Source organism: Desulfurispirillum indicum S5 (genome assembly GCF_000177635.2).
Lineage (GTDB): Bacteria > Chrysiogenota > Chrysiogenetes > Chrysiogenales > Chrysiogenaceae > Desulfurispirillum > Desulfurispirillum indicum.
The window spans coordinates 2,811,422-2,829,442 of record NC_014836.1; the positions used below are offsets into that span (position 1 = coordinate 2,811,422).

The 18,021-nt window shown below is 59.3% G+C and carries 13 protein-coding genes; 2 read left to right on the plus strand and 11 right to left on the minus strand.

Translation table 11 applies throughout. From position 1 onward, the window contains the following. From SELIN_RS14990 to SELIN_RS13090, 8 genes are all read right to left on the minus strand, one after another. Window positions 1–839 (minus strand): IS5 family transposase gene (locus SELIN_RS14990; protein WP_156788070.1). Its coding sequence is split into 2 segments (ribosomal slippage): window positions 1–432 and window positions 435–839, totalling 837 coding nucleotides; the frame shifts between segments, so codons are not numbered across the junction. A 69-nt stretch (window positions 840–908) separates the two neighbouring features. Continuing rightward, window positions 909–1,175 (minus strand): hypothetical protein, encoded by a 267-nt coding sequence (locus SELIN_RS13060; RefSeq protein ID WP_041726154.1) that lies wholly within the window; start codon window positions 1,173–1,175, stop codon window positions 909–911. 132 nt (window positions 1,176–1,307) lie between these two features. Then, window positions 1,308–2,201 carry a hypothetical protein gene (locus SELIN_RS13065; RefSeq protein ID WP_013507107.1) on the minus strand — a complete coding sequence of 298 codons (894 nt, stop codon included), beginning with the start codon at window positions 2,199–2,201 and terminating at the stop codon, window positions 1,308–1,310. A 23-nt stretch (window positions 2,202–2,224) separates the two neighbouring features. Continuing rightward, window positions 2,225–3,244 carry a lipid A deacylase LpxR family protein gene (locus SELIN_RS13070; RefSeq protein ID WP_013507108.1) on the minus strand — a complete coding sequence of 340 codons (1,020 nt, stop codon included), beginning with the start codon at window positions 3,242–3,244 and terminating at the stop codon, window positions 2,225–2,227. Window positions 3,245–3,377: 133 nt separating this feature from the next. After that, window positions 3,378–4,832: a TolC family protein gene (locus SELIN_RS13075; RefSeq protein WP_013507109.1), complete on the minus strand. Its 1,455-nt coding sequence runs from the start codon at window positions 4,830–4,832 to the stop codon at window positions 3,378–3,380. After that, window positions 4,829–8,005 (minus strand): efflux RND transporter permease subunit, encoded by a 3,177-nt coding sequence (locus tag SELIN_RS13080; RefSeq protein ID WP_013507110.1) that lies wholly within the window; start codon window positions 8,003–8,005, stop codon window positions 4,829–4,831. Before SELIN_RS13080 ends, SELIN_RS13075 begins: the two co-directional genes overlap by 4 nt. Continuing rightward, entirely contained in the window at window positions 8,005–9,132 is a 1,128-nt protein-coding gene (locus tag SELIN_RS13085; RefSeq protein WP_013507111.1) for an efflux RND transporter periplasmic adaptor subunit, read from the minus strand. The genes SELIN_RS13080 and SELIN_RS13085 overlap by 1 nt, the downstream gene beginning before the upstream one ends. A 158-nt stretch (window positions 9,133–9,290) precedes the next feature. Then, complete coding sequence (locus tag SELIN_RS13090) at window positions 9,291–9,926, minus strand: TetR/AcrR family transcriptional regulator (protein WP_013507112.1); 636 nt, start codon at window positions 9,924–9,926, stop codon at window positions 9,291–9,293. A 190-nt stretch (window positions 9,927–10,116) separates the two neighbouring features. Between SELIN_RS13090 and SELIN_RS13095 the strand changes: the two genes are divergently transcribed. Continuing rightward, window positions 10,117–10,932 carry a formate/nitrite transporter family protein gene (locus SELIN_RS13095; RefSeq protein ID WP_013507113.1) on the plus strand — a complete coding sequence of 272 codons (816 nt, stop codon included), beginning with the start codon at window positions 10,117–10,119 and terminating at the stop codon, window positions 10,930–10,932. 194 nt (window positions 10,933–11,126) lie between these two features. Here the strand turns inward: SELIN_RS13095 and SELIN_RS13100 are convergent, their stop codons facing one another. The 3 genes from SELIN_RS13100 to SELIN_RS13110 all read right to left on the minus strand — a co-directional run bounded on the left by SELIN_RS13100 (window position 11,127) and on the right by SELIN_RS13110 (window position 16,136). Then, complete coding sequence (locus tag SELIN_RS13100) at window positions 11,127–13,739, minus strand: PAS domain S-box protein (protein ID WP_013507114.1); 2,613 nt, start codon at window positions 13,737–13,739, stop codon at window positions 11,127–11,129. A 132-nt stretch (window positions 13,740–13,871) separates the two neighbouring features. Then, window positions 13,872–15,665 carry a YgiQ family radical SAM protein gene (locus SELIN_RS13105; protein ID WP_198007100.1) on the minus strand — a complete coding sequence of 598 codons (1,794 nt, stop codon included), beginning with the start codon at window positions 15,663–15,665 and terminating at the stop codon, window positions 13,872–13,874. Beyond that, window positions 15,666–16,136 carry a chemotaxis protein CheX gene (locus tag SELIN_RS13110; protein ID WP_013507116.1) on the minus strand — a complete coding sequence of 157 codons (471 nt, stop codon included), beginning with the start codon at window positions 16,134–16,136 and terminating at the stop codon, window positions 15,666–15,668. Window positions 16,137–16,596: 460 nt separating this feature from the next. On the opposite strand from SELIN_RS13110, the gene SELIN_RS13115 reads away from it, so the two are divergent. After that, window positions 16,597–18,015 carry a PAS domain-containing protein gene (locus SELIN_RS13115; protein WP_013507117.1) on the plus strand — a complete coding sequence of 473 codons (1,419 nt, stop codon included), beginning with the start codon at window positions 16,597–16,599 and terminating at the stop codon, window positions 18,013–18,015. Window positions 18,016–18,021: the final 6 nt, after the last annotated feature.

Sequence of the window (18,021 nt, forward strand, 5' to 3'; positions counted from 1 at the left end):
TTATCCATAAATTACGCCGATTTTCCTGTATGTGATTATGGCTGCCGCAAGACACGTCAACCCGTAGTGAGTGACCTCAAGCTTCTCAAAGCGCACATGAATCTTCCTGAAACGGTTGAACCAGGAAATAGATGCTTCCACTATCCAGCGCCTCGCCTTCTTTGATGGGTCACGCTTCTTGTCCTCGATCTCTTCTTTTCGCTGCTTTACATGGGGTATGTATCCGCGCTGAAGAATGCTGCTGAGCGCCTGCTTTCCCTTGTAGCCACAATCTGCGCAAAGATGCTGCTCCTGCTCTGCAGGCTTCTCGAAGACTACGCCATCAAGAACAGCTTCAAGCTGGCTCACATCATGCCGGTTCGCTCCGGTTACGACGATGGACAACGGGACGCCACGACCGTCCACCAGGACATGACGCTTGCTCCCGTTTTTTTTCCCCGATCCGTCGGGTTCTTCCCTACGGTTTCAAGAGCCATTGGTGCTTTGTACATTCCGCCATCTATGCTTTGCCACTCCCAGGCAATTCCCTCCATCTCGTCGTACTCAGCCAGCCCTTGACGCCAAATAGCTTCGAATACACCGGCCTTACTCCACTCAATGAAGTACTTGTGCACGGCACTGGCGCAACCAAACTGCTCCTTGGGTATCGCTTTCCACTGACAACCGGTGCGCAGAACATAGACAATGCCGGAAAACGCCTTCCTGGGGTTAAGTCGCTTGCGCCCACCACCAGGCTTGCGCTTGTAGACCTTGTCAAGATCTCTTTGCTGGATTGGCAGCAAAGGCTCAACTCTTTGCCAGAAAGCATCTGAGACTTCCCATGATTGCACTTTAGACATAAATCACCGCCATGAATGATCTCTCACTGAATCATTCTATAGCAAACTATCATGATGGTCAATGATTATTTATGGACAAGCTCTAAGGCGCTCATGGGCTGCCCTGGCACTGGCCACCCGCCACTGGTAGGCCTCGGGACCACCGTAGAGTATCCGAAAACCCGATGGGCCACTCAGGGGCATCTGTGCCGCCAGCTCCCCTGCGGCAGCCGGAGGTTCATGGGGCCGCTGGTCACGATCGGAAAGGGGCTCCACAGAAGCGCAACCCACAGTCAGCAGAGTGACGCACAGCAAAAGCAGAAGGCGCAGGCAAGAGTGTTTCGGAGGTATCATCATCTGCCTCTCCTTCGTGTGCTGTTTCCGCCAGGAGGCGCCGACGGTCAGGCTGCTGAAAAGCCATGGAGGACGCTTGTTTGCGGCCTCCGGTTTCAGGAAGCGGACGACTGTAAAGGGCAGCACCGGGAAAACTCAGAACACCTGTCGCCACACCAGGGATGTGCTGATACCATTTTCCAGATCAACCCGCCCCTGCCGGCTGCCGTCGGCATCGTAGATTTTCCAGTGACGCTCCACAAAGGTGCTGGCCTCAAGACTGAGAAGGGTTCCGGCTGCCAGGCGGTACTCGGCGAAGCCCACGGCCTGGTAACCTTTCAGTTCCACAAAGCCTGCCGGCTGCAGGGGGCTGTCATCGCGCAGGCGAAAGTGTCCCTGTCCAAAGGCGGCACGGGTGCCGACGCTGAACTGGGGATGGGTTCGATAACGCAGCTCTGTGCGGGGGAAGCCCAGACTGCCGGAAAGGCCCATCTGGTGTGGCGCCCGGTAGCGCACAAAGACCATGGGCAACACATACTCCTTGAGGCTGCTGTAGGAAACGGCCACTCCCAGCCCACTCTCCCAGTCAGGAGAATGGTTGTAGCCCCGCATGAAATAAGAAAAGACACTGACAGAGTCATCCAGCTCCTGCTCGTAGCTCGCGCTGATGCCAACACCGTAGTAGGTGTTCCACTGCGGGCCCGCCAGGCGGTCACGGTATCCAAGGCTGAGGCGCTGCAGTTTCTCCCAGGGGTCACGCCCATCGGCAGTTGCCAGGGCCGGAGGCAGACTGGCGGGATCGCTCCAGGAGTAGCGGCTGTGGGAGTAGCCCAGTTGAAAGTTACCATGGCCGACCTGCACGCTGCTGGTGCCGGACTGCACCTCAGCGGAACTGCTGCCGATGCGGGAATCCGGCAGAGCCTCAAACTGGAAGCTGAGGGTGGTGCGGGCCGCAGCGCTCAGCGGCAGCACTATCGCCACAGCAAGCAGGGCTGTCAGCAGGTGAGCCAGGCCCGGCAGGCGCGTGCTGTGATGTTCATGGGATTGCATTGTCGAAACTTCCTGCATTGCTCTTACTCCAGTACCCGGGAAACACTCAGAGACCCAAAGGTTTCAGTGCCCTTCTGGGTGGTGAATTCATTGGTGCGGAACATGCGACCGTAGGAAATTTTCCAGGGTCCTTTGGAGAAGCCGTAGCCTATGCCCCCCTCCACCACCGTGTGTTCCTTTTCCACACGGTGGCTGTCGCGGAAGGTATTGCCGTCCAGGAAGATGTCATGCACCTGCAGGCGCAGATTCAGGCCGGTGAACAGATGCCAGCGCCAGCGATCGTTATGACGGTAGGCGTAGTCCAGGGGAGCATTGGTTTCAGCAAACCCGCTGATGGGGCTGGAGCCGAAATCGCGGGGCAGATCACGCCCCCAGCGCAGGAAAAAACCCGCATTGGCCCGTGTGGCCACATTGCCCAGCTGCAGGGTAACATGGGGAATAAAGTCCAGCTCGCTGGAGTGCTCGGGAAAATCCCCATGGTAACGCCACTTCTGGCCTGCCAGCACCGAAACTCCCACCTCGTTTTCCAGCTGATGCTCCCACCCCTCAGGGCGCGTTGCCCCAAAGGCTTCATGCAGACGGGTCTGCATACTGCGGGCACCGGACCACTCGCCGATCAGCCCCAATTCCACCTTCAGGAAGCGCATGATATGGTGGTTGCGCCCCACCAGAGAGAAGCCTCCATAGGTCCAGCCCGCGTAGGGCCGGTCGTCCTTCTGCAGCTCGGCAGTTTCAATATTGGCTGGCGTGAAGATCTGCTGACCTATATCAAATCCCCACTGATACGCCAGGTCGGGGTGCCCCAGGAAGGGCCACTGGCGCAGGCGACACAGGGCGCTGCCATCCCCGCTGCCAGGCACACAGGTCGCTGGGGAAAGATAGGAAAAGCGCATGCCGCCGGTGTAGTACCGGTCAGTCTGGGCGACAATATCGTTTTCCAGGTAGAAGGAAAAGATCCCCGGCCCTTCCGTTGCACCAGCACCGGAAACGCAGAAGGCGAACACACAGAAGATGGTGACGAGGACGCGGGGGCAGGAGCGCATGTTTTTTCCCGGGAGCCTTTTTCGTGGTCAAAAAGTGCAAGCAAACTGCTCGCATGTACTTGCATCATTTACCATGCCAGTACAGGTGAAAAGCGAAAGTTTCGTTATCAGGGTTTGAGCAGGAAGTCTGTGTTCAGGTTTCCAGCTCAATACCGCGCCGCTGCAGCAGCGAACCGTCCAGGCGATACAACTCCACCAGGGCACGGCGGTAGTCGGCAATGGAGCGAGCCTGCTGAATACGGGCCGCCAGCAGGTCGCGCTGGGCCTGGGCTACCAGCAGCGCCGTGGAGGTGCCCGCTTCAAATTTTTCCATTTCCGCCCGCAACACTTCCTCCTGCAGCTCCAGGGTAGCCGCGCTGGCCTCTATCTGCTCGCGGCTGCGATCCACTTCCAGGTACGCCTTGCGGACATCAGCGGCCACCAGCTGATTCAGGTTTTCCAGGCTCAGGTCAACCTGATGCTGACTGATGGTGGCAGCGCGATGCTGGGCCGAGGAGCTGCGATTTCCCAGGGGATAACTCAGGCGCAGGCCGATGGTGGCGTCGTAATCGTCACCTCCCATTTCATCAAGGGCACTGCCAAAGGAGTCAGCGTAGCCGCTCTTGCCAAGGGTGACAAAGAGGTCAAGTCGTGGCAGCAGGCCATTGCGGGTGCGGGTCACTTCCAGCTCGCCGCGCTGCTGGCGCAGACGGGCTTCGCGTATTTCGGGGCGCTGCTGCAGGCCAAAGGTAATGTGCTCTTCCAGGGTATCGAGGTAAACAGCGGGGAGCGTGGGCTGCTGCGGAAGCGGAGGCTCAGCCGTGTGTTCAAGGCCCATGAGCCGCGTCAGGTCTGTGGCCAGAACGCGCATGCGGCTGCGGGCATCGATGAGTTCCTGCTGGCGTCGCGCCACTTCGGCTTTGGCAGCTGCCAGTTCGGTGCGGGCCATGGCACCCACTTCCACCCGATCGGTGGTCTGCCGCAGCTGTACGCGGGCAACTTCCAGGGATTGCTCATAGATTTCCACCTGACGCGATGCCAGGGCGTACTCCCAGTAGAGGGACTCTATATTGGCCACCAGGGCCTGGGTGTATCCGCGCAGTTCATTGCGGGAAATATCGGTATCAAGGCGGGCCTGTTCCACCCGCACCAGATTTACCTGGCTGCCGCGCCCCTGCAGCAGGGCCTGATTGATGCCGATGCCGGCACGCCACTGGTGCAGGTTATCGGGGTTATCGATATCCCGTTGATTGTGAGAGAGGATGGCCTCGAAGGTGGTGCCGGTGGCGAATTCCTGGCGGAGGCCACCCTGCAGGTACCACTGGCTGGTGTCACTCTCCACCAGGCCGGCAACACCGGGAGACAGGGTCTGGCCCTGCTCCGCGCCATAGCCGGCTTCCGCAAAGAGGCGGGCGTCGAAAAGGGACTGTTCAACTTCCTCGAAGGTCTGGCGCAGCTGAGGCTGCAACTGCTGCATGCGCAGTTCACGGTTGCTTCGCAGGGACATGAGGACGGCTTCTTCCAGTGACAGCTCCTGGGCGGCTGTGCCGGTTAGCGGCGTTGCCAGCAGCAGGCCGCACAGGGCGATGATAAGGGGTCGTGGTGTCATGGCTGTTTCTCCGGGTTCCTTTCCACGAGTTCTTCAAAGACGGCTTCACTGTCGGAGCGTCGGCGATAGCGGTCAAACCAGCCGGAGAGGTTTTCCAGCAGCATGTAGAACAGCGGCACAAAGACCAGGGCCAGGGAGCTGGCCAGGATCATTCCGCCCACAACCACTGTGCCGATTTCCTGACGGCTGACGGCTCCGGCGCCCGAGGCAAAGACCAGGGGCAGGGTGCCGATGATAAAGGTCATGGCCGTCATGACAATGGCGCGAAAGCGTTGCTGTGCCGCAGCCAGTGCCGATTCAAAGGCACTCATTCCCGTCTTGCGGTTCTGGGCGGCAAACTCCACGATGAGGATGGCGTTTTTGGCGGCCAGGCCAATCAGCACCAGCAGACCCACCTGGAAGTAGATGTCGTTGGGAAAACCGCGCATCGCGGCTGCCAGCGCGGCACCCAAGACCCCAAAGGGAACGGCGGTGGCTACGGCCATGGGCAGTGTCCAGCGCTCGTACTGGGCTGCCAGGATGAGAAAGACCATCAGCAGCCCGAGGCCAAAGGCCAGGCCTCCGGCACCGGCAGCGGCATCCAGCTGGAAAGCTTCGCCAATCCAGCCGATGCTGAGACTGCCATTGCGGCTGAGCACTTCGGCGGCCACGGCCTCCATGGCCTCTTTGGCCTGGCCGGTGGTGTAGCCGGGCGCGGCATCGGCCATGATCTTGGCGGCACTGTTGACGTTATAGCGATTGATGATATCGGGTCCCGAGGTGCGTTCCAGGGTTACCAGCGAACTCAGGGGCAGCATCTCGCCACGGTCGGAGCGCACAAAAACCTTGTTCAGATCTTCGGGCTGACTGCGGAAATCCTTTTCCGACTGGAGGTTCACCTGCCAGTTGCGGCCAAACATGGTGAAGTCATTGACATAGAGGGAGCCAAAGGTGCTCTGCATGGTGCCAAAGACCTGACTGATGGAGACTCCCACATCACGGGCCTTTTCCCGATCCACATGGGCCTGGAAGCGGGGCAGGTTGGTATCCAGGGTGGTGCGGGCGTTCATCAGCTCAGGACGGGCATTGGCCGCCGCCATCAGTTCATTGGCCATGGCTTCGATCTGCTGGGCCGTGTAGTCACCCCGAACTTCCAGGTAACCCTCCACTCCGCCGGTCAGGGAGAGGCCCATGATCGGTGGCGGGGTAAAGGCAAAGACATTGGCTTCGGGAATGCCAAGGCCCATGCCCATGATCTTGCGGGCAACGGACTGGGCATCCTGGCCCGGTCCCTGGCGGTCTTTCCAGTCGGTCAGGTCGATGAAGCCGATACCGGCGTTGGTGCGCAGGGCACCGGCAATGATATCGTACCCGGCAATGCCGGTGAACTTCCGGGTCTCCTCCAGGTGGCCCAGCATACCGGTGATGGTATCACGTACCTGCTCCGTGCGGGGCAGCGCCGATGTGGCGGGCAGCTGGAAGACCACCATGGCAACGCCCTGGTCCTCCTGGGGCACCAGTCCGGGTGCCATGCGTCCCACCAGCACGGAAGTCAGGCCAATGATGGCCACAAAGAGCAGGCAGCCGAGGAGGGGACGACGCAGAAGCTTCTCCACGCACCAGACGAACAGGTTGGTCAGCTTTTCAAATACGCGGTTAAACAGGGTAAAGAAGCTCCAGACCCGGTGGCTCTGCTTATCCAGCAACATGGCACACATGGCGGGAGTCAGGGTCAGGGCCACCACACCCGAGACCACCACGGAGACGGCAATGGTGACGGCGAACTGGCGATAGAGCTCGCCGGACATGCCACCCAGAAAGGTTACGGGAGCAAACACCGCCACCAGCACCAGGGTGGAGGAGATAACAGCACCGGAGACCTGTTTCATGGTCTCGATGGAGGCTTCGCGGGCCCGGATATTGCGCTCCCGCATCAGTCGATCCACGTTTTCCATGACGATAATGGCGTTGTCCACCACAATGCCGATGGCCAGCACCAGGCCAAAGAGGGTCAGCAGGTTCACCGAGAAACCGAAGACCAGCATGCCGGCGAAAGTACCGATCAGAGAGACGGGAATGGCCGCCACGGGAATCAGGGTCGCCCGCAGGTGCTGCAGGAACATGAAGGTCACCAGCACCACCAGGGCTACGGCAATCATCAGCGTGATGACCACCTCCTGGATGGATATGCGCACAAATTCCGTGGTGTCATAGGCAATGGTGTAGGCCACGTCGTCGGGAAAGTTCTGTGCGAGCCGATCCAGTGTTTCGTATACCCGGTCCGCGGTATCCAGGGCATTGGCTCCGGGCTGCAGGTAGATGCCCAGGGGCGTGGCTGACTGGCCATCGTATTTCGCCGAGAAGGCGTAGCTGCGGGAGCCAAGTTCCACGCGGGCCACATCGCCCAGGCGCAGGGTACTGCCATCCGCCCCTGAACGCAGGATAATTTGTTCAAACTCCTCGGGGCTGCTCATCTGTCCACGGGTCGCCACCGTAAAGGTAAAGGCCTGCCCCTCCGGTGAAGGCTCGGCCCCCAGTCGTCCAGCGGCAAACTGGGCGCTCTGTTCGCGAATGGCGGCCGCCACATCGGTGGGGGTAAGCTGGTACTGGGCCAGCTTGTCGGGGCTGAGCCACACCCGCATGGAGTAATCTTCCGCCGCGAACAGGGACGCGTTGCCCACACCGGGCAGACGCACCAGTTCATCCAGAACATTGAGCAGGGCGTAGTTGCTGAGAAAGACGCTGTCTTTGCTGGCCTCAGGGGAGTAGAGCAGTGGCACCATGAGAATACTGGTGGACCTGGCCTCCACCCGTACCCCCAGATCGCGCACGGCCTGGGGCAGCCGCGAAAGCGCTGCCTGCACACGGTTATTGACGTTAATGGCGGCCTGGTCAGGGTCCGTTCCAAAGGCGAAGGTAATGGCGATATTGAGGTAGCCGTCGTCCATGGCGGTGGATTCCATGTAGATCATGTTCTCCACCCCGTTGATCTCCTGCTCCAGGGCAGCGGCCACGGAGTCGGCCATGACATCGGCGCTGGCGCCGGGATAGACGGCACTGACCATGACCTGGGGCGGCACCACATCGGGATACTGCTCCACTGGCAGCACACGCAGGGCGGCGGCCCCCGCCAGAATGATCACAATGGAGACCACCGAAGCGAAAATCGGCCGGTCGATAAAAAATCTGAGCATTATTGCATCTCCTCGGCAGCCACGTTCACCGGAGCCTGATGGCGCAGGGAGACATGGCCATTGGTCACCACCCGGTCTCCGGACTCAAGGCCGCCAAGAATCACCTGACCCTGCTCCGTCACCGGGCCAAGGCGAACGGGACGAGCCTGCGCCTTGTTTTCACTGTTCACCACAAAGACCTGCGGCCCCTGGGCACTCTGGCTGACCGCCTGCTCGGGAATGGTGAATACGCCACTCAGGCTCTGCAGCAGGACGCGTATGCGGACGAACTGCCCCGGTAGCAGCTGGTGGTCGGGGTTGGGAAAAACCGCCCTGACGGAAACCGTGCCAGTGGCGGGATCAATGGTACTGGCAACAAAGTCGATGGCTCCCCCGTGGGAGTATTCGTGGGCACCGGGCAGGATCAACGCGGCCTGGCTGCTGTCTTCTGTCTGTCCACGCCTGATCAGCGCATCGTTTTCCGGCATGGAAAAGCGTACGTGCACCGGATCATTCTGGGTGATGGTGGTCAGCAGCCCTCCGGTGCTGATGAGGTTGCCCTCCGAGACATCCTCCATACCGGTCACACCGGCAATGGGAGAACGTACTTCCGTGTAGCCCAGGTTGCGCCGGGCATCATCCAGTACAGCTTCGGCCATATTCAGGCGCGCACGGGCCTGATCCACCTGGGTTCTGGCCTGATCGCGCTCGCGCTCGCTGACGGTATTGCGCTCGAAGAGACGGGAAATACGCTCCCACTCCCTTTGAGCATGGGCAAGGTCGGCCCGGGCGGCGTCACGCTCGGCTTCGGCGCGGCGCTGGGCTATCTGAAAGGGCTCCGGATCAATCAGAAAGAGCACTTCATCGCTGGCCACCACCTGCCCCTCCTGGTAGCGTTTCTCCTGCAGGATGCCGCTGACCTGGGCGCGCACCTGAACCTGGCGTGACCCATGGATCCGTGCGGGATACTCGCGGTAGACACCCACATCGGTTGGTTGAACTTTTAAGACACTGACCTGGGCTGGTGGCATCTGAAAGCCGCCTTGCTGGGAGGGATCCTGGCCGCAGCCGGCGAGTCCCACCAGGGAAAAAAGCAGTAAGGAACCGGCAATCCGGGGAAGTCGGCGCAAAGAGAGCAAAGAAATCATGGTCGTTCTCCTGATAAGGATGGATTGGTGAAGCAGAACGTGCGGCATTTGATGGCAATACCCCCTCTTCGTGGGCGATGTCCGGTCATAGGGAAGACTCTGCCACGCAAAGTTTGCGCACGTTTTTCGCCAGCATGAAGAAGTGTTAAGCTGTGCTGTCAGTTTTCCTGATTCTGTTTGAGTGTTCCGTAACAGATAATGTCGAAGATATCGGCCGCCTGTTCGCGAAAAGACGCGTAGTGCGGAGAGAAGCGGCTGGTGAAGACGATGCCGTACACCATGTTCTCGACGGCACGGTGCATCTTCTCGCGGTCTGCGGGAGAGCGCAGCCGCCCCTCCTGCTCCAGCTCATCCATCAGCTGATCCCAGTGGTCATGGTCCCGCGACTCGTGGTCGAAGAAGAGGGACTTGCCCCGTTCGCAGAACTCGGCCCGCTCCTGGATCAGCAGCTCGGCGATATCCGGATTCTGGTCAAAAAAGTCAAAGTAGCCGAAGCAGGCGTCGCGCATGCGCTCCATGACGGGTTTTTCCTGCTCAAGCAACCCGCAGGTATACTCGGAGAGCTGGTCCAGTCCCCGTTCGACGGCAGCCAGAAAGAGCTTCTGCTTGGTGGAAAAATAGCGGTAGATGGTTCCCTTGCCGATGCCCAGTTTATAGGCGATCAGCTGCACATCGGTCTGGTGGTAGCCGTGGCGCGCGAAAGCGGACGTGGCTGCCGCCAGAATTTCCTCGCAACGGCGGGCCTGGAGCTCTTCATCTTTGGGACGTCCCGGGGCGCGGCTCTCTTCAGACATGGAGTTGCCTCCTTGTGGAATGCAGAATTAGATGACGGACGAGTCAGTCATCTAATTAGAGCGATCGCCGGTTAATGTCAACAGAAAAGTAACCATCCAGTCAATTTTTTCTGCGAGCCCTTGCACCTTTACTTGCCGGGCAATATCCGGTAGAAGCTATGCAATCACTCCAACAACTGGTGCTCCACCCATGCAGAACAGATTTCTCTCTCCGCCCCAGGCCGTGGCGGCTATCATGGAAAACGGTCGCCGCGTCCTGACACAATCCCCGGGACGTACCTTCGTGCTCAGCCTGCTGGCAGGATTTTACATCGCATTTGGGGCTCAGCTCTCCATCGTGGTCACCCAGGGGGTGGCGGAAACCATGGGTGTCGGAATGGCCCGTTTTCTGGGCGGCAGTGTCTTTTCCATCGGCCTGATGCTGGTGGTGGTCTGCGGCGCAGAGCTCTTTACGGGCAACACCCTGCTGGCCAAAGCGGCGCTGCAGCGGCAGATTCCCTGGCTGAAGGTATGGGAGAACTGGGCTTTGGTGATTGTGGGAAACTTCATCGGCGCCATTGCGCTGGCATGGCTGATGGTGGCCAGCCTGCTGTGGCAGGATACCCAGGCGGCGCTCCAGGCTCTGGATATCGCCGTGCGCAAAAGCACCCTGAGTTTCGAGGCGGCGTTTATCCGGGGTATTCTCTGTAACTGGCTGGTGTGCCTGGCGGTGGTCATGGCGGTGGCGGCCCGCGATATCGCGGGCAAGATTCTGGCGTGCTATGTACCCATCATGGCCTTTGTGGCCAGTGGTTTTGAGCACTCGGTGGCGAACATGTTCTTCATACCGGCAGCCATTTTTCTGGCCAGCTCCAGCGGAATCCACATGCCTGATCTGAACTGGTGGAATTTCTTTGTCACCAACCTCATTCCCGTGACCCTGGGGAATATTGTGGGTGGTGTGGTCTTTGTGGCCATGGCCTACTGGTTTCTCTACCTGCGCGGATCAGCCGCTTCTGCGGAATAGAAACTTCCAGACGCGCGCAACGCTCTTGCGGACCAGAATCTAGCAGGCTGCCGAAAAACTCTCATCTGCGGCGTTGCTCGCCGTCGCTCGTCACTGCAACGTACGGGGAGTACGCTTCATTCCTCGCTTTGCTCGCGCCTTGCACCTGAGTATTTTTCAATTGCCTGCGTGTTTTGAGGTATTTCAGCAAGCTGTTAGGCCCGTGGCAGGCTTACCTCAAAACGGGCTCCGTGGTCCGTGTTGCTGGCACTGATCCACCCCCCCATCTGGCCCTCTATGGCCAGCTTCGCCATGTACAGTCCGGTGCCCGTTCCACTGATAAGGCCTTCGCCACGGGTCACCTCCCGAGTGGTGAAGAAGGGGTCGAAGATACGCCCCACGATGCTTTCGTCAATGCCGGTGCCGGAATCTTCGATGACGATGCGTATGTGATCGGCACTGGTGTCGATGAAAATATCCACACGATCTTCTGCCCCGCCACGGTGACTCTCCTCCTCCAGGCGATTGCGTTTGACGAGGATGGCATCGCGGGCATTGATCATCAGGTTGAAAATACTCTGTTTGAAGGCTGCCGGGTAGATGGAGGCCAGAACATCCCGCGTTCCCTGCTGTGGCTCGCTGCAGCTGAAGTGGATCTCTATTTCGTGAGCCCTGAACTGGGGGCGTAACATGTCAATCACGATCTGTACCTGGCCGCGGATATCGACGGTGCGAGCGGCCTCATGGCGCTGGCTGAAGCCGTAGAGGTTGTCGATGGTGGTGGAGAGCTCCTGCACCCGGGCGATAACCTGGCGGGTGATGGCCTCCACCTCGTCCATGTCGTCGATGCCAGCCTCGCGGCACAACTGCTGCAGGAATTCCACCTGCAGGGCGATGGCCCCCAGGGGCTGCCGCCAGTGGTGGGCAATGGCGCTTACCATCTCGCCCATGGCCGCTGTGCGCGACTGCTGCAGCATGGCCTGTTCACTTTGCCTGCGGTGCTGCACTTCCTCTTCCACCCGCTGCTCCAGCATCTGGTTCATCTTCTCCAGGGTCTCCTGGGACTGGCGCTGCTCCATATAGACACCGATAAGCTCGGCACTGGTCTGCAGCAGACGCGTATCGTTCACATCCCAGGTGCGGGGTTGTGACACATCATCAAAGCCGATGAACCCACTCCAGTGTCCACCGACAAAGAGTGGCAGGATGAGAATGCTGACAATTCCCTGGGCCTCCAGGATCTCCCTGGCGGGAGGCGGAAAGTCCTTCACAATACCATAGATAATCTCCCCCCGCACCAGCTGCTGACGCAGACCTTCCAGGCCCTCTGAATAGGGAATATTCTGCAGCAGGGGATTGTGCAGCTCCGAAGCGACTCCGGGCAGGCAGACTTCATGGGTCTGGCTGGCGCACAGGCCGGCACCTTCCACCAAGGAGTTCTGGAAAATATAGACCCGATCCACCCGGGCGGCTTCCAGCAGGTGCTCCAGTGCCCTGGGGAGTGGATCTTCCTGGCGGCTGGTAAGCAGCACGTTGGAGAGGCCGGCAATGGACTTTTCGTAGCGCAGGCGTCGGGCCAGGGCCTCTTCTGTGCGCTTGCGCTCGGTGATATCGTGGTGGGTGCTGATAAACTGGCACAGCTGATTGCGGGCGTCACATACGGGAGTTATGGTGAGTTCGTTCCAGAAGGGCATGCCATCGCTGCGGTAGTGCAGCACTTCGCCGGCAAAAGCGTCGCCCCGGTCAAAGGCGCTCTGAATCTCCTGCTCCATGGCAGGGCTGGTGTGAACACCCCGCAGCAGGTGCAGGGTCTGACCCAGGATATCCGCACGCTGCCAACCGGTGATACGACTGAAGGCATCATTGACATAGGTGATCTTCTGTTGGGCGTCGCTGATGAGCACCCCCTGGGAAATGGAGTCCAGAGCGTGCCGGTTGAGGCCAAGGGCGGATTCACGTTCATGGAGCGCGCTGATTGTCCCCAGCATGCGCTGAAGCAGCAGCAGGAAGAGGCCGACTATGGCGGCAAAGCCCAGCATACCGGGAAGAATGGCCTGGCGGAAAAGGGCCACCCCTGGCGTTCTGGCCTGCCAGCGCAGCAAACCAAGCAGTTCCCCATCATTATCCCAGAGTGGAACTGCCACCAGTCGCTCAGTCCGGTGATCATGGTGCACGATGGCAAAATCATGGAGGCGCAGACTGCGGGCAACGGCATGCAACGCTTCATTGTCCAGTACCCGCTGCAGCAGAAGCAGGGTGGTGGGTGGCCAGTCCGGCACGCTGTATTCGTCCCAGTTGGTCGGCACCACCGGTGCCGCCACGGCGGCATACACCTCACCATTCATCTGCACATATCCGGAAAGAGCACGGGGTTCATGGCCATGGGAGTCGCGTATTCGCTCGTGCAGCCGCAGAATCTGCTCAGCCAGATCGTCCTGCTCCAGAGTCTGCCGCCCGCCATCCAGGTAGGCGTAGGTCACCCGCCCATTCTGGTCAAGTACCAGGGAGCCGGATATGCCAAATCCGGAAACCAGCCACTGGCCGATGTTTTCATCGGCCCAGGCAATATCCGGGCTGTGGGCCAGCGCATCGCAGGCTTCACTCCAGACGGCGTAGTCGAGGGCAATCTCCCGCAGCCGCTGCAGCGAGATTTCCAGGGCATTTTCCACCATGGCACGCCCGCTTTCCAGTATCAGGCGATCCTGATGCCGGACGCCCACAAACATGAAGCCGGCAATCAGCATGGCCAGGGCCAGGATCAGCACCAGAATCAGCAGTATGCTGCGGCGGCGTATCTGACGAATGTTCAGCAGCGAAGTATGGGTCACCATATTCTCCTGCGGGGATAGTGAGCAAGCAGTTAGAATAAAGCGAAAGTCGCTTACGGTCAATCGACAACGTTACGGTTGGAATCAATGCATGGAAAGCGATACGAACAGGCCCCACCGGTGGCAATTCAACTACGAACGCCAGGGGCTTCCAGAAGGCTTTTTGCGACGGCCTCCGGCAGGACGGCTGCGGACGGTCTCCTTGCGCATTTCCCTGCCTGCGCGCAGGGTATCCTTCTGGGCCTGCTTCCCCACGCTGCTCTTTTCACTCCAGACCACCTCACCGCTGAGGGGATGGCGACCACAGTGGTACATGGCCGTGGAAACCGTGGATGGCGTCGGAGTAAATATCTGCACCTGCTCCGGCATGAACTGCAGGTTGCTGCGGGCAAAGCGGACAAACTCCTCCATGTGCTGTTTGGTACTTCCGGGATGAGCCGCAATGACATAACAGCTCAGGTGGATATGCTGATTTTCCGCCGCGGCCATCTCGCGGTAAAGGCGGGCAAAGCGGGCAGTCACCGCTGCGGAAGGTTTGTTCATCAGCCGCAGCACGGCATCCGCGCAGTGCTCGGGGGCGATTTTCAACTGGCCGCTGACATGGTGGGCAACCATCTGGCGCAGATAGGCGCGACCATGCTTCCCGTCGGCCAGAATCAGGTCATAGCGGATACCGGAAGCGATGAAAATCCGCTTTACGCCAGGCAAAGCCCGCAGACGGGCCAGCAGCTCCACCTGCTCCCCATGGCCGTGAACCAGCTTCGGACAAATGCCCTCGTAGCCAATGCAGTGGCGATGCTGGCAGGGAGTGCCCCGGGAGAGCAGTTCACAGCCGGAGGCGTACATATTGGCGGTTGGGCCACCCAGGTCGCGAATGGTACCGCTGAAGCCCTTTTGGCTCGCCATGTGCTTCACTTCCGAGAGGATGCTTTCCATGGAACGGCTGATAATGCTGCGGCCCTGATGAACCGTGATGGCACAGAAGGAGCAGTCGCCATAACAGCCCCGATGGGTAGTCACGGAGTTTCTGATGGTGGCGAGGGCGCGGATTTCACCATCGGCCCTGCACTTCGGGTGGGCGTCGTGCTGAAAGGGGAGCCCGTGAACGCGGTCGAGCTCCGCACTGCTCAGCATGGGTGCGGGGGGGTGGTGGATCAGAAAGCGCGCTCCGTGCTGCTGGAAAAATCCAGGCGCGCCCTGGTGCAGGGCTGTTTTATGAAAAGTCGCGAACATTTCGCCAAAGGCGTCGGCATCACTTTGCACCGCTTCATAGGACGCCAGCTCCCGATAACCCGCCGGAGCCTCTGCCGCCAGAACGCAGGTACCGGAGATACTCTTGATATCCCGCTGCTCGCGCAGGCTGTGGGCAATCTGCAGTACAGCGTGCTCGCCCATGCCGTACACCAGGATATCGGCCTTGGCGTCCAGCAGAATGCTGCGGCGGATGGCGCTGCTCTGGAGATCATAGTGGGCAATGCGGCGCAGGCTGGCCTCAATACCTCCGATCACCAGGGGAACAGTGTTCTTGAAATAGCGGCGCACAAGGTTACAGTACATGATGGTGGCGCGATCCGGGCGGCGATTGTTGACAGTACCCGGGGTAAAGTCGCAGGACTTGCGGGGCTTGCCCAGGGCGGTACGATTGGCCACTGCTGAGTCCACGCAACCGGCGCTGATACCCCAGAACAGGCGCGGCTCCCCCAGGGCGGTGATATCATCGGGGGTGTCCAGGGATGGCTGGGCAATCACGGCAACACAGTAGCCGGCACTTTCCAGCACTCGGCCAATAACCGCTATACCGCAGTAGGGGCTATCGATATAGGCATCACCGCTGACCAGGATAACATCGGGGCGATCGACTCCTCGCTGGCGCAGTTCGCGGGGAGTCATGGGCAGGAATGTGGAAGTATCAGGGGAAGGGTGCAATCAGACCAGCTCTTTGATGGAAACTTCGACGGAAAATTTGCCGACGCCTTCAATGGCGAAGGGAAGTACGATACAGGGAACGTTACGCGGTCGGGATATGGTATGGCCCCGGCCAACGATAACACTGGGGATGGAGAGCTTGAAGCGCACGCCCATGGCGCTGAGGTTTTTCTTGGCACCACCGGTGATCATATTGACAAATTCGCCCACGGCGTCCTGCACATCCTCGTCAATGGCGTTTTTCTGCTCACCGATAAAGGCGCTGACCAGCTTCAGAACCACTTCGCGGGGAAAGCTGATGACCACCGAACCATGGACATCACCGGCGATACCGATGATGGCGGAAATGTCGAAAGTGGGAGAGATTCCCTGCTTCACAAAGAGTTTTCCCCGCTGGGGAGTAACGCCAGTCATGGTGGCAAGCACATTTACCGTGGACTCAACAAAAGGATTTATGTAACTAGCGTTCATGGGCTTTCTCCCTGGTGAAAACTATGGAGCGCAGGCAATTTGGGCAGATAACTCGACAGTGCCCTGTGCTTGTATCGGCAAAGCTGCGAGGATCCTTGAGGTGCGCCTTGCAGCAGGGGCAGTACTGCCTTGCTGCAGGGTCTTGCAACCCAGAAGATACACAAGTTAACCCAGCCATACTACACCCCCCCCAGGAAAAACTCAAGGCTGTCAGTTTCAAAAGGACCATTACCAGCAGTTTCCCTGACTGTCAACAAAATGCAGCCTGCCCTGGCCTGCCGGGCTGCGGCGCAACAGCCCGGCAAAGCACAGGAAAACATTGACGTAGCGACGAAATAATCCATAATGCCTTTATGCTGAATGAATCTGAATGGCGGCGTAAAGGCGCTTTCCTGTAGCAGGCAGGGCAGCGGTTGCCGCCGGGCAGGTATAGCGAGCATCCTGCTGGAGAGGAGCTTCTGTGGAGACAAGAAAACGAGCTACCATTATCGCCCTGCGGATTGTCATCCTGTACGCCGTCATTGCCGCCCTGTGGATCGTGCTCTCGGATCGCGCCCTGATGGTGCTCTTTGAGGTTCCCCAGACACTGACCCGCATGCAGACCTATAAGGGGTGGTTCTTTGTCCTGGCCACTGCCACGCTTCTTTTTGTGGTGCTCTACGCACAGGTACGCTCCCTGCTGGACGAAGAGCGCAGGCGCCAGGAGGCTCAACAGGAAGCCCGCGAATGGTCCGAGCGGCTGCAGCACTACCTCCACGTCAGCCCCGTCATAACCTATGCCCTCAGTGGCAATGACAGGGAACTCACGCCCGTATGGGTCAGTGAAAATATCCATAATGTACTGGGCTTCGGCTCCGATGAGGTACTCCGACCAGACTGGTGGCGCGATCATATTCACCCGGAGGATATGGGTCAGGTGCTGAAGAATCAGCAGAAACTGCTGAGCGAAGGGGCTATCAGCCAGGAGTTCCGCGTGATGCACCGGGATGGTTCCTATATCTGGATTCACGACCAGGCTCGCAGTGCCGGGCGCAGCGGATTCGCCCAGGAGATTATCGGCACCTGGGCAGATGTCAGTACGCGCAAGTCTGCTGAGCTGGCCCTGCAGGAAACTCTTTGCGGGTTGGAGCAGCAGATTGCTGCTGCCGTCGAGAAAGCTCGCCAGCAGGACAGCATTATCTTCGACCAGATGCGGCGCCAGGCCCTCAACACTCTACTGATCAATATCGCGCACCAGTGGCGGCAGCCCCTCAACGGCATCGGACTGATCATCCAGGATATGGGCGACCAGCTGGATAGCGATAACCCGCAGAAGCAGCTGATTCACTCCACGATTGTCGAAGCCATGGCGGAGGTCAACCATCTCTCGGACACCATCAGTACCTTCACCGATCTCTACCAGGCCAGCAACACGGCTCCGGAGAAAATCAGCCTCCACGCCACTTTCCAGCAGGCGCTCTTCTACCTTCAGGCCAAGCCGCTGTTCAGCAGAGTCACCCTGTTGAAAAATATCCCCGATACCCTCCAGGTCAAAGGGGTGGAAATCGAGATCATAGAACTCTTCATGGAAATCATCCAGAATGCCATGACCGTTGCCGCTGCCCGCGAGCGCGACCGTGTGGACATACGGATCGAGGCCGCCCGCACTCCCCATAATACCATCACCATTACCATCGCCGATAACGCCGGTGGCATCGACAGCAGCATCCTGCCATCCATGTTTGAGCCTTACACCACCACCCAGTTCAAAAGTCGCGACAAAGGCCTTGGCCTCTATATGATGAAACGCCTTATCGAAGAACGTTACCAGGGCAGCATTGCTGCCACCAATGGTCCTGACGGGGCGATTTTCACCATCACCCTGCCTGTGGCCGATTGATCAGAG

Bases quoted from the DNA above. Each gene is read 5' to 3' on its own strand.
- SELIN_RS13060 (WP_041726154.1), bottom strand. From the start codon at position 1,175: ATGATGATACCTCCGAAACACTCTTGCCTGCGCCTTCTGCTTTTGCTG.
- SELIN_RS13065 (WP_013507107.1), bottom strand. From the start codon at position 2,201: ATGCAATCCCATGAACATCACAGCACGCGCCTGCCGGGCCTGGCTCAC.
- SELIN_RS13070 (WP_013507108.1), bottom strand. From the start codon at position 3,244: ATGCGCTCCTGCCCCCGCGTCCTCGTCACCATCTTCTGTGTGTTCGCC.
- SELIN_RS13075 (WP_013507109.1), bottom strand. From the start codon at position 4,832: ATGACACCACGACCCCTTATCATCGCCCTGTGCGGCCTGCTGCTGGCA.
- SELIN_RS13080 (WP_013507110.1), bottom strand. From the start codon at position 8,005: ATGCTCAGATTTTTTATCGACCGGCCGATTTTCGCTTCGGTGGTCTCC.
- SELIN_RS13085 (WP_013507111.1), bottom strand. From the start codon at position 9,132: ATGATTTCTTTGCTCTCTTTGCGCCGACTTCCCCGGATTGCCGGTTCC.
- SELIN_RS13090 (WP_013507112.1), bottom strand. From the start codon at position 9,926: ATGTCTGAAGAGAGCCGCGCCCCGGGACGTCCCAAAGATGAAGAGCTC.
- SELIN_RS13095 (WP_013507113.1), top strand. From the start codon at position 10,117: ATGCAGAACAGATTTCTCTCTCCGCCCCAGGCCGTGGCGGCTATCATG.
- SELIN_RS13110 (WP_013507116.1), bottom strand. From the start codon at position 16,136: ATGAACGCTAGTTACATAAATCCTTTTGTTGAGTCCACGGTAAATGTG.